This is a genomic window from Pelovirga sp. (genome assembly GCF_059864205.1).
The window spans coordinates 13,753-33,883 of record NZ_JCBCBS010000157.1 but is presented as its reverse complement, the minus strand read 5'-3'; the positions used below and the strand labels follow the sequence as shown (position 1 = coordinate 33,883).

The 20,131-nt window shown below is 50.5% G+C and carries 24 protein-coding genes; 14 read left to right on the top strand and 10 right to left on the bottom strand.

Annotation, left to right across the window (positions count from 1 at the left end):
• Nucleotides 1–2 precede the first annotated feature (2 nt).
• Both lepA and AC6F7T_RS10230 read right to left on the bottom strand, forming a co-directional pair.
• Complete coding sequence (gene lepA, locus AC6F7T_RS10235) at nt 3–1,802, bottom strand: translation elongation factor 4 (protein WP_500718542.1); 1,800 nt, start codon at nt 1,800–1,802, stop codon at nt 3–5.
• A 113-nt stretch (nt 1,803–1,915) separates the two neighbouring features.
• Entirely contained in the window at nt 1,916–2,818 is a 903-nt protein-coding gene (locus AC6F7T_RS10230; protein WP_500718541.1) for an EamA family transporter, read from the bottom strand.
• Nucleotides 2,819–3,251: 433 nt separating this feature from the next.
• Between AC6F7T_RS10230 and AC6F7T_RS10225 the strand changes: the two genes are divergently transcribed.
• The 3 genes from AC6F7T_RS10225 (at nt 3,252) to AC6F7T_RS10215 (ending at nt 5,950) form a co-directional block, all read left to right on the top strand.
• Nucleotides 3,252–4,055, top strand: a complete 804-nt coding sequence (locus AC6F7T_RS10225; protein WP_500718539.1) for a transporter substrate-binding domain-containing protein — start codon at nt 3,252–3,254, stop codon at nt 4,053–4,055.
• 208 nt (nt 4,056–4,263) lie between these two features.
• Nucleotides 4,264–5,223, top strand: coding sequence for an ABC transporter permease subunit (locus AC6F7T_RS10220; protein WP_500718537.1), 960 nt, complete (start codon nt 4,264–4,266; stop codon nt 5,221–5,223).
• The gene (locus AC6F7T_RS10215) at nt 5,216–5,950 is read left to right on the top strand and encodes an ATP-binding cassette domain-containing protein (RefSeq protein ID WP_500718536.1); all 735 of its coding nucleotides are present in this window, start codon (nt 5,216–5,218) and stop codon (nt 5,948–5,950) included. Before AC6F7T_RS10220 ends, AC6F7T_RS10215 begins: the two co-directional genes overlap by 8 nt.
• A gap of 148 nt (nt 5,951–6,098) precedes the next feature.
• Here AC6F7T_RS10215 and AC6F7T_RS10210 read toward each other — a convergent pair whose 3' ends face one another.
• Together AC6F7T_RS10210 and pfkA are read right to left on the bottom strand one after the other, a co-directional pair.
• Nucleotides 6,099–6,392 carry a rhodanese-like domain-containing protein gene (locus AC6F7T_RS10210; RefSeq protein ID WP_500718534.1) on the bottom strand — a complete coding sequence of 98 codons (294 nt, stop codon included), beginning with the start codon at nt 6,390–6,392 and terminating at the stop codon, nt 6,099–6,101.
• 249 nt (nt 6,393–6,641) lie between these two features.
• Nucleotides 6,642–7,607, bottom strand: coding sequence for a 6-phosphofructokinase (gene pfkA, locus AC6F7T_RS10205; RefSeq protein WP_500718532.1), 966 nt, complete (start codon nt 7,605–7,607; stop codon nt 6,642–6,644).
• A gap of 270 nt (nt 7,608–7,877) precedes the next feature.
• Here pfkA and AC6F7T_RS10200 point away from each other — a divergent pair, with 270 nt between their 5' ends.
• Complete coding sequence (locus tag AC6F7T_RS10200; RefSeq protein WP_500718530.1) at nt 7,878–9,536, top strand: Na/Pi symporter; 1,659 nt, start codon at nt 7,878–7,880, stop codon at nt 9,534–9,536.
• A gap of 24 nt (nt 9,537–9,560) precedes the next feature.
• Here AC6F7T_RS10200 and AC6F7T_RS10195 read toward each other — a convergent pair whose 3' ends face one another.
• On the bottom strand, nt 9,561–10,523 hold the full coding sequence (locus tag AC6F7T_RS10195; protein WP_500718529.1) for a LysR substrate-binding domain-containing protein: 963 nt from the start codon (nt 10,521–10,523) through the stop codon (nt 9,561–9,563).
• Between the two features lie 163 nt (nt 10,524–10,686).
• Between AC6F7T_RS10195 and AC6F7T_RS10190 the strand changes: the two genes are divergently transcribed.
• The 7 genes from AC6F7T_RS10190 (at nt 10,687) to AC6F7T_RS10160 (ending at nt 15,487) form a co-directional block, all read left to right on the top strand.
• On the top strand, nt 10,687–10,851 hold the full coding sequence (locus AC6F7T_RS10190) for a hypothetical protein (RefSeq protein WP_500718527.1): 165 nt from the start codon (nt 10,687–10,689) through the stop codon (nt 10,849–10,851).
• A 58-nt stretch (nt 10,852–10,909) separates the two neighbouring features.
• Nucleotides 10,910–11,608, top strand: coding sequence for an AzlC family ABC transporter permease (locus AC6F7T_RS10185; protein ID WP_500718525.1), 699 nt, complete (start codon nt 10,910–10,912; stop codon nt 11,606–11,608).
• Nucleotides 11,608–11,931 (top strand): AzlD domain-containing protein, encoded by a 324-nt coding sequence (locus AC6F7T_RS10180; RefSeq protein WP_500718523.1) that lies wholly within the window; start codon nt 11,608–11,610, stop codon nt 11,929–11,931. The genes AC6F7T_RS10185 and AC6F7T_RS10180 overlap by 1 nt, the downstream gene beginning before the upstream one ends.
• A 21-nt stretch (nt 11,932–11,952) precedes the next feature.
• Nucleotides 11,953–12,252: a ribosome assembly RNA-binding protein YhbY gene (gene yhbY, locus AC6F7T_RS10175; protein ID WP_500718522.1), complete on the top strand. Its 300-nt coding sequence runs from the start codon at nt 11,953–11,955 to the stop codon at nt 12,250–12,252.
• A gap of 76 nt (nt 12,253–12,328) precedes the next feature.
• The gene (locus tag AC6F7T_RS10170; protein WP_500718520.1) at nt 12,329–12,604 is read left to right on the top strand and encodes a hypothetical protein; all 276 of its coding nucleotides are present in this window, start codon (nt 12,329–12,331) and stop codon (nt 12,602–12,604) included.
• Nucleotides 12,605–12,730: 126 nt separating this feature from the next.
• Nucleotides 12,731–13,360, top strand: coding sequence for a hypothetical protein (locus tag AC6F7T_RS10165; protein ID WP_500718518.1), 630 nt, complete (start codon nt 12,731–12,733; stop codon nt 13,358–13,360).
• Between the two features lie 84 nt (nt 13,361–13,444).
• Nucleotides 13,445–15,487: a M1 family aminopeptidase gene (locus AC6F7T_RS10160; RefSeq protein ID WP_500718517.1), complete on the top strand. Its 2,043-nt coding sequence runs from the start codon at nt 13,445–13,447 to the stop codon at nt 15,485–15,487.
• 13 nt (nt 15,488–15,500) lie between these two features.
• Here AC6F7T_RS10160 and AC6F7T_RS10155 read toward each other — a convergent pair whose 3' ends face one another.
• The gene (locus tag AC6F7T_RS10155) at nt 15,501–16,634 is read right to left on the bottom strand and encodes a deoxyguanosinetriphosphate triphosphohydrolase (protein WP_500718516.1); all 1,134 of its coding nucleotides are present in this window, start codon (nt 16,632–16,634) and stop codon (nt 15,501–15,503) included.
• Nucleotides 16,635–16,697: 63 nt separating this feature from the next.
• Between AC6F7T_RS10155 and AC6F7T_RS10150 the strand changes: the two genes are divergently transcribed.
• The 3 genes from AC6F7T_RS10150 (at nt 16,698) to coaD (ending at nt 18,029) form a co-directional block, all read left to right on the top strand.
• Nucleotides 16,698–16,844, top strand: a complete 147-nt coding sequence (locus AC6F7T_RS10150; protein ID WP_500718514.1) for a hypothetical protein — start codon at nt 16,698–16,700, stop codon at nt 16,842–16,844.
• A 132-nt stretch (nt 16,845–16,976) separates the two neighbouring features.
• Nucleotides 16,977–17,531 carry a 16S rRNA (guanine(966)-N(2))-methyltransferase RsmD gene (gene rsmD / locus AC6F7T_RS10145; protein ID WP_500718512.1) on the top strand — a complete coding sequence of 185 codons (555 nt, stop codon included), beginning with the start codon at nt 16,977–16,979 and terminating at the stop codon, nt 17,529–17,531.
• Nucleotides 17,532–17,540: 9 nt separating this feature from the next.
• Entirely contained in the window at nt 17,541–18,029 is a 489-nt protein-coding gene (coaD, locus tag AC6F7T_RS10140) for a pantetheine-phosphate adenylyltransferase (protein ID WP_500718510.1), read from the top strand.
• A gap of 3 nt (nt 18,030–18,032) precedes the next feature.
• Here coaD and AC6F7T_RS10135 read toward each other — a convergent pair whose 3' ends face one another.
• From AC6F7T_RS10135 to AC6F7T_RS10120, 4 genes are read right to left on the bottom strand one after another with little or no spacing between them, the layout of a single operon-like run.
• The gene (locus tag AC6F7T_RS10135; protein ID WP_500718509.1) at nt 18,033–18,749 is read right to left on the bottom strand and encodes a creatininase family protein; all 717 of its coding nucleotides are present in this window, start codon (nt 18,747–18,749) and stop codon (nt 18,033–18,035) included.
• Nucleotides 18,750–18,790: 41 nt separating this feature from the next.
• Entirely contained in the window at nt 18,791–19,540 is a 750-nt protein-coding gene (locus AC6F7T_RS10130) for a radical SAM protein (protein ID WP_500718507.1), read from the bottom strand.
• Nucleotides 19,518–19,889, bottom strand: a complete 372-nt coding sequence (gene queD, locus AC6F7T_RS10125; RefSeq protein ID WP_500718505.1) for a 6-carboxytetrahydropterin synthase QueD — start codon at nt 19,887–19,889, stop codon at nt 19,518–19,520. Before queD ends, AC6F7T_RS10130 begins: the two co-directional genes overlap by 23 nt.
• Nucleotides 19,890–19,903: 14 nt before the next feature.
• Nucleotides 19,904–20,098 (bottom strand): DNA gyrase inhibitor YacG, encoded by a 195-nt coding sequence (locus tag AC6F7T_RS10120; RefSeq protein WP_500718503.1) that lies wholly within the window; start codon nt 20,096–20,098, stop codon nt 19,904–19,906.
• Nucleotides 20,099–20,131: the final 33 nt, after the last annotated feature.

Here is a 20,131-nt window from a genome sequence, read left to right as displayed (position 1 = left end):
ATTTACTCTTTGATTTTAAGGATTGCCAGAAAAGCCTCCTGCGGCAACTCGACACTGCCGACCTGTTTCATCCGTTTTTTACCCGCCTTCTGTTTTTCCAGCAGTTTACGCTTGCGGGTGATATCGCCACCATAACATTTGGCGGTAACATCTTTGCGCAGGGCCTTGACGGTTGAACGGGCTATTACCTTATTGCCGATTGCCGCCTGAATAGCAACCTCGTATTGCTGGCGGGGGATAAATTCCTTCATTGTTGCCACCAGGTCACGGCCCCGGTGCTGAGCCTTGTCGTTGTGAACAATCAGTGATAAGGCATCGACAACGTCGCCATTGATCAGCACATTCAGGCGCACCAGACGACTTACCCGAAAATCCAGATGTTCATAATCCAGTGAAGCATAACCGCGACTGATGGATTTCAGTCGATCAAAAAAATCGAGAACAATCTCGTTCAACGGCAATTCAAACACAATCATCACGCGATTAGCGGTCAGGTACTTGATTTCACGTTGGATGCCGCGCTTTTCAATACAGAGTCCCAGTACCGCCCCGACAAATTCATTGGGTACATGGATTGAAGCCAGCACGAAGGGCTCTTCAATCTGCTGAATCATCTGGACATCAGGGAGCATGTTGGCACTTTCAACATTCAGCACCTCCCCTTTGACGGTGGTTACCTTGTAAACAACGGTGGGCGCCGTGGTAATCAATTCGACGTTGAACTCGCGCTCCAACCGCTCCTGAATGATTTCCATATGCAACAGGCCGAGGAAACCGCAACGAAAACCAAATCCCAAAGCCAGAGAGTTTTCCGGTTCGAATGAAAAGGCGGCGTCATTCAGGCGTAGCTTTTCCAGCGCATCGCGCAGGGCATCATATTCGCCACTGTCGATGGGATACAGCCCGGAGAACACCATCGGCTTGACCACCTGATAGCCAGGCAGGGCTTTTGTAGCCGGTTGATGGTGATGCGTCAGGGTGTCACCGACCTTGGCATCATCAACCACCTTGATGCCGGCAATAACAAAACCAACTTCACCGGCAGAGAGGCTTGGCAGCTCAATCGGATGAGGGCTGAAGGCACCCACCTTATTGACCTCGTACACCCCGCCAGTTGCCATCAGACGGACCTTATCGCCTTTTTTCACGGATCCTTCAAATATCCGCACCAGGATAATAACGCCCTGATAGGAATCGTACCAGGAGTCGAAAATCAACCCCTGCAGCAACCCCTGCGGGTTTCCTTTTGGTGGCGGAATTTTTTTTACCAGGGCCTCGAGAATTTCTGGGATCCCCTTCCCTTCCTTGGCGCTGGCGAAGATAGCATCACTGGTATCGATACCAATGATTTCTTCGATTTCCTCACAGACGCGGTGCGGATCAGCACTGGGCAAATCCACCTTGTTCAGTACGGGAAAAACTTCCAGATTCTGGTCAATGGCCATATAGACATTGGCCAGGGTCTGGGCCTCAACCCCCTGGGCCGCATCGACAACCAGCAAAGCGCCTTCGCAGGCAGACAGGGAGCGACTGACTTCGTAGGAAAAATCGACATGGCCGGGAGTGTCAATCAGATTAAGGATATAAGATTGGCCATCCAGCGCTTTGTAGGTCAGTCTTACCGCCTGTGCCTTGATGGTAATCCCGCGCTCTTTTTCCAGCTCCATTTTGTCCAGGTACTGATCGGACTTTTCCCGATCGGTCAGGGCGCCGGTTGCTTCCAGCAGACGGTCAGCAAGGGTGGATTTGCCGTGGTCGATATGGGCGATAATGGAAAAATTACGAATGTTATTTGGGTCCATGATGACTCGACAGAATATAATAAATTTAAAAGCGTGTCATCCTAAGCAGTAACGTTCTGCTTGTAAAGAATAAACGTAGAGCGCTATTAGAGCAGTTTTTTCGAGCATGATCGTTACCGGTTGCGTGTTAACAACCCCCACCCTTCTGCGACGATCATTCCCACGATAATCAACGCGCCACCGAACCAGGCCAATGTTGATAGTCGGTCGCCGGCGAGCCAGATGGAAAACATCGCGGCAAATACCGGTTCAAGTGTGTAGATCAGGGCCGCCCGGGTCGGAGTTGTACGGTTCTGAAAGGTGGTCATGGCCCAAAATGCATAGGCCGTCGCAAAAACCGCAGTAATCACCAGCGCGGTTATCAACGAAAGGGTCCATAATTGTGGCCAGGATACCGGTTCAAACAGGAGGCTGCCGATACATGCCAGAATGGCCATGGTTGCAATCTGCACACAGGCCAGGGCGCGGCCGTCATAACCACGGGTAAAAACATCCAGACCAAGGATATGCAGGGCAATAAAAACAGAACAGATCAACACCAGCAGGTCGCCGGGATTGAAACTCCAGGGAGATCGCCAGGTCAGCATGAAAAGTCCGATAATCGCCAGCACAACACCGATTTTAGAGCCGGTTGCCGCCGGTTTTTTTAATAATGGACCGGCCAGCAGCGGCACCCAGATTACATTGAGGCCAGTCAGAAATCCGGCGTTCGATGAACTGGTCAGGGCCAGACCGTAGGTTTGAAACAGATAGGACAAGAACAACAATACTCCGAGGATGATTCCTGCCAGCCAGCCCCGACGATCCAGGCTGGAAAAACCTGTACTGCCTGACAATAAGGCCAGTAACAGAGCAGCGATGGCAAAACGGACCCACAAGAAAGACAGAACCGGTGTTTCGGTAATCGCATCTTTAACAATCGGGAAGGTTGCCCCCCAGAACAGAGTCACCGAAATCAACATCAATTCAGCGTTGAGTTGGCGACGATTGATTTTAGCCGGATCAAAAAGTAACACGCGATGCTATTTCCTCAGATAAATGAGCTTGTTTAAAACAAAATCAACATGATATAACTCAAGTATTACCGTTACACGGATATTTTATCAGCGCTGCTCCAACGCTGTTCTAAGGAAATTTTCCCCTGGATTCCACTCGAACAGAGGGCATAGAACAGATTCTACAGATTTTTAAAAAGGGTCATCCATGGAGCATACGAATCGATCAAAACGGGAGCCGGTCGAAGTCATTTGCCTACGCTGCCGCTACACCGAGATCGTTTATTTTCCAGTAGAAGACCTGCCCCTGTGCCCCCGATGCGGGATCCGCATGTCTATATCTGAACTTCTCGATGAAGGCAAATCCTATTGAATGAATTACGGTTTTTTTCGTCGTCAGATGAGGTCCACGGCGCTTCTGACATAACATTAAATTGAGTATGGAGGATGATCGATGAAAATTGTAAAAATCATGCTGGCCTGTCTGTTATCTATCGGTTTACTGGCTCCTGCCTTCGCTACTGCCGACGTCCTTGACGACATTCTGCAGCGCGGCGTGTTGCGGGTCGGTATGGAACCCGGGTACATGCCATTTGAATTGACCAACCAGCGCGGTGAGATTATCGGCTTCGATGTAGATATCGCCCGGCGCATGGCCAATGCCATGGGCGTCAAGCTGGAACTGGTCAGCACTGCCTGGGATGGCATCATTCCCGCCCTGCTGACCGATAAATTCGATATTATCATGAGCGGTATGACCCTGACTCAACAACGTAACCTTTCGGTTAATTTTGCCAACCCTTATATCGTCGTTGGTCAGACGGTACTGATCCGTAAGGAAATCGCCGATGAGGTCAAGTCATACCGTGATCTGAACGATCCCAAATACAAGGTCTCGTCAAAACTCGGCACGACCGGCGAGCAAGCGGTTCAGCGGATGATCCCGCGCGCTCAGTACGTTTCTTTTGAAACCGAGCAGGAAGCGGTTCTCGATATGCTCAATGGCAAGGTTCACGCGGTTGTATATGATCTTCCCCTGCTCTCCATTACCAACGCCCAGCGTAATGATGGCAATCTGGTGTTTCTTGATGAGCCTTTCACCCATGAGCCCCTGGCCTGGGCAATCCGCCGCGGCAATTACGATTTTCTTAACTGGCTCAACAACTTCCTCAATCAGATTAAGAACGACGGAACCTATGAGCAGATCTACAACAAGTGGTTTGTCAGCGATGAGTGGTTAAAGCAGATCCAGAACTGATTTTGTATCTGTTCAGCACCGGGTCGGGAAACCTATGTCAAGGGACGCGATTGTTTACCCTTGCCACAGGATCCAAAGGCCCTGCGCAAGGATAGTGCTGAATAGTTACCTGATTTTTTTCCTTAAGGGGCGGGCATTATGGTCGACATGAACAATGGATGCCCGCCCTTTCCCATCTTTGAAAGCAACAAAAAGGGCGAACACTCACGTGAACAGCTATCGTAAAGACTGGCATTGGCGGTTATTGACGATATTAATCCTGGTTGTCATTGGTGCAGGGCTCTGGGTAGCAACCAGTAAAGTCAATTATACCTGGCGCTGGAATCGCGTTCCCCAGTATTTCGTTTACCATCATGAAACCGTCAAACGGGCTGTTTACGACAGCCGTGTTATCGACGTTGAAGAGTTTGGCAATTCAACCACCGTAAAGATTCGCAATCAATTTGATGAATTGGAAACCTTTTCCATCGATTCCGGTACCTTGAAAGTTTCCCCAGATGAAAGTCTTTTTGCCGGCGATCAAATCGGTTCTATTTTTAAGTGGGAAATCGGCCCCTTATTGTACGGCCTCGGGGTCACCCTATGGATATCCGCCATTTCCAGCATCATTGGTCTCATCATCGGCCTGATTACCGGTCTTTGTCGCTTGGCCAAAAACATTACTCTGCGGCAATTATCGATTATTTATATTGAAATTATCCGCGGAACACCTTTACTGGTGCAGATTTTCATTGTTTACTTCTTTTTCGGCACGGTGCTTAACATTGATCGTATGGCTGCTGGCATAGCGGCGTTATCCATTTTTGCCGGTGCTTATGTTGCGGAAATCATCCGCGCAGGGATTCAGTCGATTCCCAAGGGTCAGATGGAGGCCGCCCGCTCTCTGGGCATGAACACGCCTCAGGCAATGGTCCACATCATTCTGCCTCAGGCTTTCAAACGAACGCTCCCTCCTTTGGCCGGACAGTTTATCAGCCTGATCAAAGACTCGTCACTGGTGTCTGTCATTGCCATCACCGACCTGACCAAAGCCGGTCGCGAAGTAATCACCTCGACCTTTGCCACCTTTGAAATCTGGTTTGTTGTCGCATTCCTTTATCTTACCCTCACGTCGGTCCTTTCTCAGGTGATTGCCTGGGTTGAACGGAGGCTAGCAGTCAGTGATTAAAACCATCGATCTGAAGAAAACTTTTCATGGCCGTGGGCAGGTCGTGCACGCCGTTGACGGCATTACCACTCATATTAAGGCCGGCGAAGTAGTTGTTGTCATCGGCCCCTCAGGATCAGGAAAATCAACCTATCTACGCTGTTTAAACGGCCTTGAAGAACTGACTTGCGGTCATATTTATATAGATGGTGTTGACCTGGCGGATCGCAAAACCGACATGAACAAGGTGCGTCGCGAAGTTGGGATGGTGTTTCAGCAGTTCAATCTGTTTCCACACAAAACCGTGCTTGAAAATCTTGTTCTGGCCCAAACTGTTGTGCGAAGGAGAAAAAAGGTCGAGGCCGCAGACAAAGCACGAACCCTGCTGAAGAAGGTAGGAATAGCTGAAAAGGAAATGGAATACCCGATTCGACTATCAGGGGGGCAGCAACAGCGGGTAGCTATCGCCCGAGCATTAGCCATGGATCCTAAAGTCATGCTGTTCGATGAGCCTACCAGTGCCCTTGACCCGGAGATGGTGGGCGAGGTTCTAGAGGTCATGAAACAACTGGCGCGTGAAGGAATGACCATGGTGGTAGTCACCCATGAGATGGGTTTTGCCCGTGAGGTTGCTGATCGGGTACTGTTTATGGACCATGGTAAACTGGTCGAAGAAGGAACCCCCGAACATTTTTTCACCAACCCGCAGGAAGACCGCGCCAAACTTTTTCTAAAACAGGTGCTTTAGGTTCTTCCTGGCGCAGTCATTGCTATTTAATCTCCACCGGCAGTTTCATTGCTTGCCAGGCAGCATACCCACCTAAAAGCGCATAGACACCTGTATAACCATTATTGGCAAGAATCAACGCCAGACTGGCGCTGGAAGATTCATTAGGTCAGGTGCAGTAGGTCACAACGACCGTGTCGCCCGACACCGTGCGCTTAAACTCGTCAAATTCAGCTTGTGATGTGATACGCAGCGCGCCGGGAATCTTATCAACAGCCTGCTGCCACTGACCGGGCGTGCGCGTATCAACAAAAATCACTGATTGCTGACGTTGCAGGGCGAGAAGATCGATAACATTGATCCGCTGAACCTGATCAGGATGAGTTGGTGTTGCAGCCAGTGCAGCTGATGAGGAAAAGACCAGGCCCAGGACAAAAATAACATGAATTGTTTTCCGTAACATCTTCACCTGCTCCTTGATTCTTTGAGTGATAGTTGGGCTTATTGTAAGGTTTCTTTCAAATACGCCAAAAAACGTCGCCGATCCTCAATCTGGGCCGGTCATACTCCTTTACCAAACATATCAGAGGTTGCGCGAAAAAGGTACCACTCGCAACAGGTGTTTAAACAAAAAGAGTTTTAACTATTCAGCTCTCTCCTTGCGCCCCTTGACATAGGACCCCCGATCCGGTGCTGAACAGATACAAAGAGTTTAAACAGAAAGGCTATTGGCCAGATAGGGGAACATGGGATTAATCGGTCGAATTCCGGCCTGCGTCACTTTTTTTAAATCTGTTAACGCAATAGCCGTACCTTTCAAACCAGTCATGGTACCGGTGTGACCCTGAATCAATCCATCAACCGCAGCACGTCCGAATCGTGCCCCCAGCAGACGGTCAAAGGCCGAAGGGGAACCGCCGCGCTGATAGTGACCAAGAACAATAACCCGGGTTTCAAAACCGATACTGTCTTTGATCTGGGCGGCGATATCCTCGGCTCGGCCTGCACCCTCGGCCACCATGATGATACTGTTATTACGCCCTTCCTGATAACGCTTGCGCAAGTCCTTACAGATCTGTCCCAGGTCGTAAGGTTCTTCCGGAATCAGGCTGAACTCGGCACCGGTCGCAATCGTGGCAACAACCGTCAGATAACCACAATTGCGCCCCATTATTTCGACGACAAAAGCGCGGGTATGGGAAGACGCGGTGTCCTTAAGGTTGTCAACCGCCCGGACGATATTATTCAGCGCGGTATCGACTCCCAGGGACAAGTCTGTGTATGGAATGTCATTGTCGATGGAGGCGGGAATTCCGACGACTGGAATACCCTGCTGGTGAATAGCCAGTCCCCCAGCCAAAGAGCCATCACCGCCGATGACCACCAATCCCTCGACCCCGAGCCCCTTCAAGTTGTCGCAGGCCAGGCGCAGACCGGCATCGGTGTGCATTTCCTTGCAGCGGGCACTTTGCAGAAAGGTTCCGCCGCGTTGCAGCACGCCGCTGACGGATTTGGTTGTCAATTTTTCGTACAATCGATCAATCAACCCCTGATACCCCTTTCGCACACCAAAGACCTCGATGCCGGACACCAGACCGGCGCGTACCACGGCTCTGACTGCGGCATTCATTCCGGATGAGTCGCCACCGCTGGTCAATACAGCTATTCGTTTAAGCATGATGTTTCCCTTTCATGTTGAAATAATGTCAGATGGTTAACCATAAAAGATATAAATAGCATTTACCCACTTTATCAATGATGATTTCTCTCATTTGTTTCACATAGATAGTAATAGTCTAAAGAGGTTTTTCCAGTTCTCAAAAAAAATATATTTTCTATGGTCGTTATCCTTGACTGTAAAAAAAAAGGGTTCTAAATTGCCGACAGCTATCATACTCTATCAGACTACCAACGAGCTGAACAAAACTATATGATTGATCCCTTCACAATGGCCTACACCGCAATCGGTGGCCTTGGCATCTTTATTCTTGGCATGAAGTTTCTCTCTGACAGCCTGCAGTTGCTGTCGGGCGGTGTTATCCGCAAGGTCATCTCATCACTGACCAGTAATCGTTTTTTGGCGGTTCTTGTCGGCATTTCGGTAACAGCATTTGTCCAGTCATCGACCATTTCAACCGTCATGGTGGTTGGCCTGGTCAACGCCGGCCTGATGCAGTTGACCCAGGCCATCGGTTTTATTCTCGGTGCCAACATCGGCACCACGGTTACCGGCTGGATCCTGGCCATAAAAATTGGAAAATACGGACTGCTTCTTGTCGGCCTCGGCATTTTCCCCATGCTCTTTTCCAAAAATGATCGGATTACCGCGACGGCCCGGGTCCTTGTTGCCCTGGGCCTGATCTTTTTGGGACTGGAGATCATGAGCGATGCGTTCCGGCCACTACGAAGCGACGAACGCTTTATGAACCTGATGCTACTTCTTGACGCTCAGTCCTTGATCAGCATTCTCGGTTGCGTTCTCATCGGTTGTCTCCTCACGATGGCGGTTCAGAGCAGCTCGGCCATGCTCGGCATCACCATTGCTCTGGCGGCAACCGGCGCTATCCCCTTCCATACCGCTGTCGCGCTGGTTATGGGGGAAAATATCGGCACAACCATCACCGCCCAACTGGCAGCCATCGGTGGCTCGGTCGCTGCGCGACGCACTGCAATGGCTCATAGTGTATTTAATGTCGTGGGGGTATGCATTATCGTCATCATCTTCTCCCCCTTCGTCGCTCTGGTTGAGTCACTTGTCCCCGGCACCGCCAATTTTGCCAACGAAGTCGGTGACCGACCTTATATTGCCGCCCACATTGCTTTTGCCCATAGCATGTTCAATATCACGGCTACTCTTATTGTCTTACCGTTTCTCGGACTATTAGCCAAGCTGGTCATTAACATGGTACCGGATAAGGAAGGTGGCCCCAAAGGTTCCTTTAAGTATGTCGGGGCTCCGGGTTCCATGCCCATCGCTATTGGTGTCGGTATGGTTTTTGAGGAGTTGAAAAAAATGCAGGGGCGGGTTCATAAAGCTCTACGACATGCCTTCAGTTTTCTCCAGCGTGACCTTAAGGGACACGAAAAGTTTTACCGTAAGGTGAAGGCAATTGAAGAACAGACAGATATTATTCAACACGAAATTACGACATTTACGGTTGCACTGATGCAAGGGGGAAAATCCACCAAGGAACAATCCGATCGTGCCTATGCCTATGTTCGTGCGGCCGACGAACTGGAATCCATTGCCGATTATGCCCTTTCTTTATGTTCCTATATGCGCCGCCTGGAAAAGAACGATCTCGACTACAGTGCTGATGCCTGGAATGATCTGCACAATTTTCATCATGAACTCTTCGCTTTTTATAACCTGGTCTGCAAGGTTTTTCATAGCGAGGCTGAAATCAATAAAAGCCTTATTCGCAATGAGGCAAAACGCCTTAACGACCTGGCTGATTCTATCCGTAAGGCCCATCTTGACCGGATGAAGGCCGGATCCTGCAATGCCCTGCCCGCTTTAACCTTCAGCGACATGGCGGTCGCTATGCGCCGCATCAAAAACCATACCGTTAACCTCTACGAAGCCCTGGCTGAAGAAGACGAATGAGGCAAGCTGAACGACACGCATCAATCATCCTGATATACACTGAAAACGCCCCGTCACTTCATGTTGCTGAACTTCCTGCAGGAGAAATTCGCGGAAGATTTTCTCGGTCAAGGTGGGAATTTTATCCAGTAGTTGCACCAGGGAAATCATATTGACCATGTTGTTTTTCGCCGTTGTAATCGGAACAATATCTCCGCGCTGAATTTCCTCCCAGATCAGATGGGCGGTTGCAACCCCCAGCCCCATTCCCAATCGCAAGCTGTTCAGTAAAGCTTCATGGGTATCCAACGTCATGACCACGGACAATGTCTGCGGAATCCTGCCGAAATGATGACGAAACCAGAGGTCAAGAATCGACGGATCATCTTCGTCGGTAACAAAATCCTTGCCGACCAGATTGGTCTGGCTGTGATCACCATTAATCTCCCCAGTATAGTAATCCCTCGAGGAAACCAGCATCATCTCTTCTCGCAGCAACGGTTCCATGCTGAAAATATCCGGAAATCCAGGTAATTCCCCCGGTTCGTAATAAACATCGACAAGAGCAAAATCAAGCTCACCCTTTTGCAGCATGGATAACAGCGGTACGGCTTCCTTAAGTTTTAACTCAAACACAACGTCCGGATAAATCGCGCGAAACCGCTGGCAAAAACGTGGCAGGTATTCCTTACCAAACTCACGGGGGGCCCCGATGCGCAGCTTGCCGGCTGGTCGATCGTGCGGCAAACGTATCGCGTCGATGTCACTGATCAGCTTCTCGATCAATGGTGCGATCAGGCTGTAGAGATGCTGTGCGGCTGCCGTCGGCACCAATTGTTTGTGCATTCGGATAAACAGCGGTGTTTTTACTTCTTCTTCAAGTTTTTTCAGCTGCTGACTGACAGCCGGCTGGGTCAGATTCAACTTCTGTGACGCAGCTACACTGCTACCAAGTTTATAAACAAAGTAAAATATTTTTAAACGATTCATGTCTGGCAGGTTAATCATGAATTATCCTATGGTTCGAATTTGAGTAATTTACTTATACATAATAATAGTGGAATAATCCAGCCATACAGAATCAATTTCGCGAGTAATCCCAGGAAACACAGAACGTCTGGTTATAGACAACCTAAGTCGTCGACCAGACCAGGGTAAACAGGAGCCCACCATGACATATCTGATGTTAGCAATTTTTGTGACTATCGCTGTGTTGACGATTATCGGATCAGTTCGTCTGAAAGTATGGGAGCATCATGGTCGCGTCGTCAACGGTGACTGGATCACTGACGACGAAAGACTGCATCTGATGAGCCGCTGGGGCGCCGGGTATTGACCCGTTAAAAACATCCTGCTCTTGAACTGTTCGACGGTTAGTGATAAACCCTTCCTTCATGAATCCTCAACAGCTTTCATCTGATTCATTTAAATCGGCAATTCCCGCCGTCTGGCCGATCTGTCTCGGCTATTTCCCTATCGGTCTGGCCCTTGGCGTTCTCGCTCAGCAAGCGGCTATTCCCTGGTGGGCTATGGCGCTGATGTCCGTTCTGGTGTTTGCCGGCAGTGCGCAGTTTATCTGCGTTGCGATGATTGTGGCCGGCAGTTCCCTGTGGGCGATGATTGGCACGACCTTTATCGTTAATTTACGCCATGTGCTGATGAGTTCCGCTCTGGCCGTTTATCTGCATGGTGTCAGACGCTCTTTTTTGGCGCTATTTTCCTACGGTATCACCGACGAAAGCTTTGCCGTCAACATGGCACGTTTTCGTGCCGGCAACTGGACGCTCTTTCAGGCCCTGATCGTCAATCATCTGGCCAACAGCGTCTGGATCCTGGCCACTGTCAGCGGGGTATTGATCGGACAGCTAGTCCCTGCCGGGGCCTTTGGTATCGACTATGCTCTGGTCGGCATGTTTATCTGTTTGCTGGTGTTCCAGCTTCATGGCCGACTCTATGTCATCACCGCGCTTATTGCTGCCACTGTCGCCGTGCTATGGGCCTGGTTGATTCCGGGCGATTCCTATATTGTCGGCGCAGCTGTCTGTGCCGCAACCTGCGGCTATCTGCTCCAAAAAAGACGCGGTAAAAGCTGATGAGTGCTGCTGAATATCTGTTTCTTTTTATCGGCATGGGGCTGGTCACCTACCTGCCCCGCGCCCTGCCCTTGCTCTATCTGTCCCATAAAAAGATGCCGCAAGGACTGATTGACTGGCTTGGTTACATCCCGGTTGCTGTCCTTGGCGCATTACTGGCTCCGATCCTATTCATCGATACAACCATTGCAGCAATCACCTTTGGCAAGCTGGAATTTCTGGTCGCCATTCCGACATTGATCTTTGCCGTAAAAACCCGTAGTCTCGGCGGCACCGTGCTGGTAGGGATGTTCTTTTACTGGTTGGCCGGCATTTTTTTATAAGCACTCTCCATGGAATTAACAATGAAACTGACAGGTAAGCAAGCAAGATATTTACGTGGCCTCGGTCACCATCTGCAGGCGATTGTGATGATTGGCAAGGATGAATTGACTGACAGAGTGGTTGCCGCTACCGACGAAGCCTTGACCAGCCACGAGTTGATAAAAGTGAAGTTGCAGGATGGTTGCCTCAGCGACCGCCGCGAGATCGCCAGTGAACTGGCCCAGGCAACCTCTTCCAGCGTCGCCCAGGTTCTCGGCCGTACTTTTCTGCTCTATCGCAGAAACCCGGAAAACCCACAAATTTCCCTACCAAAGCCCTGATCGCCCTTCCCCGAATATGTCCCTAAAATGCTAAGATATATAGGCTTTTCTTTTTAATTAAGACTATCAGGCTGATATGGTGCAGGGAACCGACCACTTTCGCACCCGGGTGGAAGAAGGGCTGGAGATCATCAGGGCCCTGCGCGGACACACCAGCGGCATGGCGGTACCGGCTTACGTTATTGATGCTCCTGGCGGTGGTGGCAAAATTCCGTTGCTCCCAGATTACCTGCAATCCCTTGGTGCCGATGTCGTTTTAAAAAATTACCAGGGCAAAGAATTTCACTACGCCAATGCTGCAGAACGCGAATTGGATGAACCCCTTGAAAAAGAGGTTAACCGTAGCTACTGACAAACGCGAAAAAAGCAACCCCTCGGCGCCTTTAGCCGACCGGAGGGGTTGCTTTCCCGCCGCAAAACAGGAATGATGGATGCAAGTTGAACGACGAAGCCATCAACCCATAACTGGTTTTATCCTATGTATTCCTTTGATTTGACCCTGGATCCACCAACCAGCCGGGAGCTTGACAGCGCCCTGACTGAGCTGAAAAAACAGCGCCGTAAACTGATGATCCGTTCCTGCATTTCCGACGGAATCCATATCGTGCTGCTGTTGCTGCTTTATTTTGGTAATTTTCTCAGCGGTCGTTCCATTATGGTGTTGATTGCCTTAAGCCTGGTCATTGCCATCATTCTTGCGACCGCGACCCGGGAATCATTGTTTTTTTCCGATCTGATTGCTATTGCTGTCACCATCATCACCACGGCAGCGGCCGCAACGCTGCTGCTTGCCATCGCCATGCATCAGCCCTGGGGGGGCAGTATTGTTGCCGGTCTGCTTGCCGGCACCATCGTCAGCTCCGGCACCATTTTAGGGCGTAGATTGAAAAAAATCATGTTTGCCATTGAGCAGTTAACACTGATTCCGGCTGATGATCCGGTCCTTGAGGAGTTGGGCGTTTTCTGTCAACGCTACCCGGACTTGCGTCATTACCGTGAGCAGGCGTCACGCAATTTGCGTCCGCATCTGACCTATGGTGAGCTCTTTGCCATGCGCGACTGGCATCAACAGCGGGGTGAACAGAGACCGGTGAACGGTGACCGGTGAACGGTGAGCGGTGAACGGTAACTTGATACCGCCAGGCTGAAGAGGTTACACTGGGAAATCGACTGTACTGGCTTTGCAAGGGTGATGATGAAACAAATTCTGCTGTTTTCACTATTTACTGCTCTATTCTTCTTTTCTACACCAACCTGGGCTGCTGTCGATTATCATCTCGAGGTGCAACTGCACCCGGCGCAGCAGCAACTGGAAGGCACAGCAACCTTTAGCGTTCCTCAGTTTGCTGACCGGCAATTCCATGCGCGACTTGCACCCACGGCAATAGTCCATCAGGTGCGCCAGGGAACCCGGGCAATCAATTACCAGTTCAGGGATGATCGCCTGAGTTTGCAGCTCATCAATGATGATCCCGTTACCATCAATTATTCAGCCATCTTCAATGATCCGGTTGCCACCATACCGGTCCATACCGAAGACCCGAGTTTCGGTATTTCGGCAACTATCAGCCCGGTCGGCACCTATCTTTCAGCCGGCACCGCCTGGTATCCACAAATCAGTGCCGCAGATATCAACTATCACATTCGCATCAGCGCTCCCGGCAACACGGAGGCGATCACATCCGGCCGGCGCCAGTATCGCTACCATGATGGCGCCTTTAGCACATCAGCCTGGGAGATCGACTATCCGCTGCGCGGACTGACCCTTTCCGCCGGCCCCTATCAGGTATTTGAGGATATCAGCGGCTCCGTGCCAATCTATGCCTACTTTTACCCCGAGTCAGCCGATCTGGCACCAACCTATCTGAAGGAATCGCGCCGCTATCTTGATCTCTATGAACGGCTGTTCGGTCCCTACCCTTTTGCCCACTTTGCTATTGTTGAAAACTTTTTTCCAACCGGTTACGGTTTGCCCGGCTGGACCCTGCTCGGCAACACGGTTATCCGCCTGCCTTTTGTCGTCACCACCAGTCTCGGTCACGAAATTGCCCATTCCTGGTGGGGAAACGGGGTCTGGGTAGATTTCAATCAAGGTAACTGGTCTGAAGGGCTGGTATCCTATATCGCTGATCACCTGTTTGAAGAATATAACAGTAGTGAAAATGCGCGCAGCTACCGACTCAATCAGCTGATAACCTACGCAAACCTGACCAATCCGATAAACCGCTTTACCGTGCAGAACTTCATCTATCGCAGTGATCGTCCGAGCCAGTCCATTGGCTACGGCAAAACCATGATGGTTTTTCACATGCTGCGCCATGAGGTCGGGGATCAAATCTTTTGGCGGACGTTAGGCGAGATTGCCGCACAACAGATGTTCACCCGCATTGGCTGGAGTCATTTTGCTGACTATTTCGGCGCCGCAACTGGCCGTGATTTAACCCCCTTCTTTAGCCAATGGATCAGCCGCACGGATGATCTGCAACTGCAGCTTGTGCAGACAACGCAGGTAGAAACCGATCAAGGCTGGTTAACAGGCGCCACATTAAAGCAGAACACCACGCCTTATCAACTAATGGTCAACATACGACTGGAAAACCATCAGGAGCAACTCACACAAACTATCCGTCTCAACCGCGAACAGCATGAATTTTCCATCGCTACCGAATGGCGTCCGGAGCGTATCATTATCGATCCGGATGTCGACCTGTTTCGCCTGATGGCAGCAACGGAAATTCCGTCAACCATCGCTTCGATCCGCGGCAGCACAAAGCTGCTGGCTGTTGTCGCTGACCACTTGACACCGGTTCCGGCAGCGCGACAGAGCTTGTTGGCCGGCCTGCGTCAGGCGCATATACCGATTATCTCTGTCGAACAGGTGACTGCAGAGCAACTAAGTCAGCATGACTTGCTGATTTTCGGGATTAATGACCGGTTGATGCCGGCGGCTGAGATGGATGAGAGGTTAAAAAAACTACTTAGCAAGGAAGAGGATGGAGCAACGACGTGCGCAGAGGGTGTCGGCGTGATCGTCACACGCAACCCCTATCATCCCGAGCGCCATGCGGCATGGTTTGTCAGTGATGGATCAGAACATGTTGTGTCCGTTGCCCGCAGAATCCCCCATTACGGGCGCTACGGCCAACTCTTTTTTGCCGATGGCAACAACCAGCTCAAAGAGCTCAATCTACCAACCACCACCCCGCTACAGAAATTTTTTATTCAGCAGAAATAACCTGCATGTCTGTTCAGGCGCGCTCAAACGGCTCATAAAGGCGCTTGTATTCATCCTGGGCATAGCGATCGGTCATGCTGGCGATATAGTCGCAGATCACCCGTTCTCGGCCATGAAGCTCGTAGCGGCGTTGGTACTTTTCCGGCAACAGCAAGGGATTATCCATATAATTTTCAAACAGCAAGGTTAAAAAGCGTTCGGCCTTAACCCGCATCCGCTCGACCTTATGGTGGCGGTAGAGTTTTCTGAACAAAAAAGCTTTCAGCTCCTTGTTACGTTCTTTCATCTCTTGGCTAAAAGTCACCAGCTTGCCGGTGTGGCGGCGCACATCATCCAGATAGACAATTGAGTGGCGCTGCAGTTGCGCCGCTGTTGTCGCTACCAGATCCTGGATCAGTTCACCGATCAAGCGACTGACCGTCTGCAGAATATGGCGTTTTTCGCTGATCCCGGGAAAGCGCCGACCAACATCGACCCAGGTGCGCTGCCAGAGTTCTACCCCGGTCAGGTCATCCAGAATAACGTAGCCGGCCTTTAAACCATCATCAATGTCATGGTTGTTATAGGCGATTTCATCAGCGAGATCGATGATCTGCGCTTCGAGGGTCGGCTGTTCGGCCGGACAATAATGAGTGACAGCAGAGATGCCCGCATGATCGTAGGACGTGGTGTGCTTGATAATCCCTTCGCGGGTTTCGTAGCATAAATTCAAGCCGTCAAAGTCCGGATAGCGTTGCTCCAGCACCTCAACAATCCGCAGTGATTGCTGATTATGTTCAAAACCGCCGTGATCCTTCATCAAACGGTTTAACACATGCTCGCCGGTATGACCAAAGGGGGTATGTCCCAGATCGTGGGAGAGGGCCAGGGCCTCTACCAGGTCTTCATTGAGTTTCAGTTTGCGGGCAATGCCGCGGGCAATCTGGGCGACTTCCAGAGAGTGAGTCAAGCGCGTCCGATAATAGTCCCCTTCGTGATTGACAAACACCTGGGTTTTGTATTCAAGGCGGCGAAACGCAGCACAATGGATAATCCGGTCGCGATCGCGCTCAAACGCCAGGCGATCATCCTTGTAGATTTCATCATATTTGCGTCCCCGGCTGCCTTCACTTTTAGCTGCATATTCAGCTAGATACTGTTCATGCATGGCTACACTCCTTGGGCAAATGAATTGTCACTTGTATCTGTTCAGCACCGGGTAGGGAACTCTATGTCAAGGGACGCGATTGTTTCCCGTTGGGTCATCCATGACCGCTTGTTGTCGCCGTCTATGGCGACAACAACCCTTGCCACAGGATCCAAAGGCCCGGCGCGAAGGAAGGCAGCTGAACAATTGCTGTCACTGTTACAATACTAACCAGGTGTGACAATTTAAGTCACGGAAACAGAGATTAAAATCAAAAATTTTTTCACCTTGCCCTTAGCCGGTGCGACTGGTAAAAACCGGACAAACAAAAACCTCATTATGAGTCAGGAGTTGTCAACAACCATGCGTATTATCGCCGGCTCAGCCCGCGGGAAAAAACTGGCTGCCTTTGACGGCAAGCAGATCCGGCCAACCCCGGACCGCGTTCGTGAAGCTCTATTCAGCACGTTGAACAGTCGTTTTGGCGGATTCAATGGTCTCAAGGTGCTGGAACTTTTTGCCGGGACCGGCGCCCAGTCCCTCGAAGCCTTAAGCCGTGGAGCAGCAACGGCAGTAATGATCGAGCATAGTTCCTATGCCATCAAATTGATGAAAGAAAATATTGCCGGTTGCGGTTTTGGCGATCGGGTGACACTGCTCCCCGGTGAGCTTCCCGCCTGCCTGGACAAGGTGTGCCGGTATGCACCCTTTGACCTGATTCTTCTCGACCCTCCTTACCACACCGGTTTGACTGATCAGGTCCTCGCCAGAGTCGAATCCTTGAATCTTTTAGCGGATGGTGGAATAATCTGCGCCGAGACACAACGCAATGAGATGCCAGAGTACCAGGGTGCATTAACCTTGCTTGATCGCCGTTGCTATGGTTCAACCGCAATCCATCTGTTTGGCTTACCTTGAGGAAACTTCATGAATCGACATATAGCCATCTACCCAGGCTCATTTGACCCGTTAACCAACGGCCATCTTGATATCATCAACCGCGGCCTGGAAATTTTTGATACGGTTGTCGTTGCCGTCGCCTGCAACAATGAAAAAAGCGGCCTGTTTTCCATCATCGAGCGCATCGACATGATTAATCAACTGGTCGCTGACAATTCGCGCATCCAGGTTGAAACCTTCAGTGGGTTGCTGGTAGATTATGTGGTCAGCAAAAAGGCCCGGGTCATTCTGCGCGGGTTGCGTGCAGTTACCGACTTTGAATTTGAATTCCAGCTGGCGCAGATGAATCGTACCGTGTGTGAGCAGGTAGAAACCCTCTTTATGATGACCTCCCCCGAGTGCGCTTATTTAAGCTCATCCATTGTCAAAGAGGTCGGCCGCCTCAAGGGAGATATCAGCAAGTTCGTGCCGGCACTGGTCGCCGACAAGCTAATAGAAAAGTTCGGCCATCGCTGAACCTCAGCCCATCTCCTCCAAACGTACAATCATCTCACAGAGTCTGTCAGCCATGTGCTGTTGCAGCAATTTTCCCTTGACGGCACTTGCTTTTGTCGGGTCCCCCCAGATTCCTCCCGGCCAGTATTTCTGTTTATCGCGTACCAGAATTCCTGGCGGAAAAGATGGATATTCTGCCGGTGAGGTACCTTTCACCAGTAACGGATGTGAATGCAGCAGCCGTGAGGTTTCAATCTCGCCGGCATGGGAATCTCCCGGGGTTTCCAGTAGCCCTTGTGCTACCTTAAGGGCCAGATCATATTCCTTGATCACCGCGATCTGGATGTCAGTAAAACGGTTCAACAATTCTTCACCGGCATCAACCAGGGTTGCCATATGGGTGGTGCCGGCGTGACCACTAAGCAGAATGACATAACGCAGCCCCTGGGCATAGAGGGAGGATACCAGGTCCAGCACCAGCATCTTTAAAGTGCCGGTGGAAATGCCGATCGTCCCGGGATGCTGCGCCGTTGAACGGCAAACACCATAGTGGACCGGTGGCGCAATAAAAAGAGGCCGTCTGGTGGCAGCCACCCGGGCAATATCGATGGCCTGGAGGGTGTCGGTATCAAGGGGCAGATGGCTGCCGTGTTGCTCTGTCGATCCAAAGGGGACAATAACCGTGCGCGTGGTTTTCAGACCGGCACCAAATTCCACCATCGTCATTTCTTCTATAATCATCGTGACTCCAAAAAAAAATATCAAGTTGATTCTAGATAAAACTATTTAACCCCTAAATATACATGGGTTTGTGGAATTACAAGAACTTCAGGGTGGATAGTTGCAACGAGGGCTTGCAGTGCCAGGAGCCTGGGAACAGAAACCCCAACCCGGTTGTTGCGGGTCAGCGGTTGCAGAATGATGGGGGTTGCTGGTCTGACGGCCTGGACCAACTGCGCGGCCTGGAGTAGTTCTTCATCGGTGGTGGCTTCACCAACAATCACTTTTACCGAGCACTGTGTTTGTGTGGCAATTGCGAGAAAATCGGCATGCGCCTGCCAGTCTGTTATCTGGCCGGTTACCGACGGCAGCTTGATATCCATGGCGACATAATCAACATGGTCGACTATCAGTCGCAAAGCTGCAGGCAAAGTGCCATTGGTTTCCAGGGAGATCGGCAACAGTTGGCGCAGGTGGGGCAGCCAAAGCTCAAGCAGTTCGGCATGCAGTAACGGCTCACCGCCAGTGATGCTGATGGAGTGATGGGCTTGGGGGTGTTTTTTCAACCATTGTTTAAGCAGATTCACTACCCGATCAAGGGGAACCGGGTTCTCATACTCAACTAGAGCGCCGGAACCGGAATCTTCCTCCACCAGGCACAGACTTCTACTTAAAAAACTGGTATCACAGTAGTCGCAGTCGAGATTACAGCCGGCAAAACGGATAAAAACCTGGCGCCGGCCTAATAGCTCCCCCTCCCCTTGCAGCGAAGAAAATACTTCGATCAGATCAGCTGCGGGTATATGCAGCATATGCGTTATCCGATTCCCATACCGTTACCTTCTGGACAATCACCTCATATTCTTGCAGCGACTTCTGAATTTGCTCAAAAACATAACGGGCAATCTGTTCCGAAGAAGGGCTGATATCTTTAAAGGCATCAAGATCATTAAGATACTTGTGATCCAGATAGTTCATGACCTCACGCGTATGTTTTTTCAGAATTTTGAAATCGATGCCAAGCCCCGATTTATCAAGACTTTCGGCACTGACCGTGACTTCAACCTTCCAGTTATGACCATGCAGGTTTTCGCAGTCGCCCTGATAATGCAACAGATTATGAGCGGCAGCGAAGCTGGTTATGATGGACAGATGGTACATGGTTTCTCCTCAAATCAAGAAAAAGGTGTCTCGTCCAGATCGTCTGTCGGTTCCGGCGCTTTTTCGCCGGCCACCGCGTATTCCTCATTATCCCAGCGCCCAAGGTCAATCAATCGACAGCGTTCCGAGCAAAAAGGGCGCGAGGGATTATTCTGCCATTGGGTTTGAGTTCTGCAGTAAGGGCAGTTTATTTTGATAATCTTCTCCATTGAAACAACCTTTTTAGTCATCTTTTTTCTATT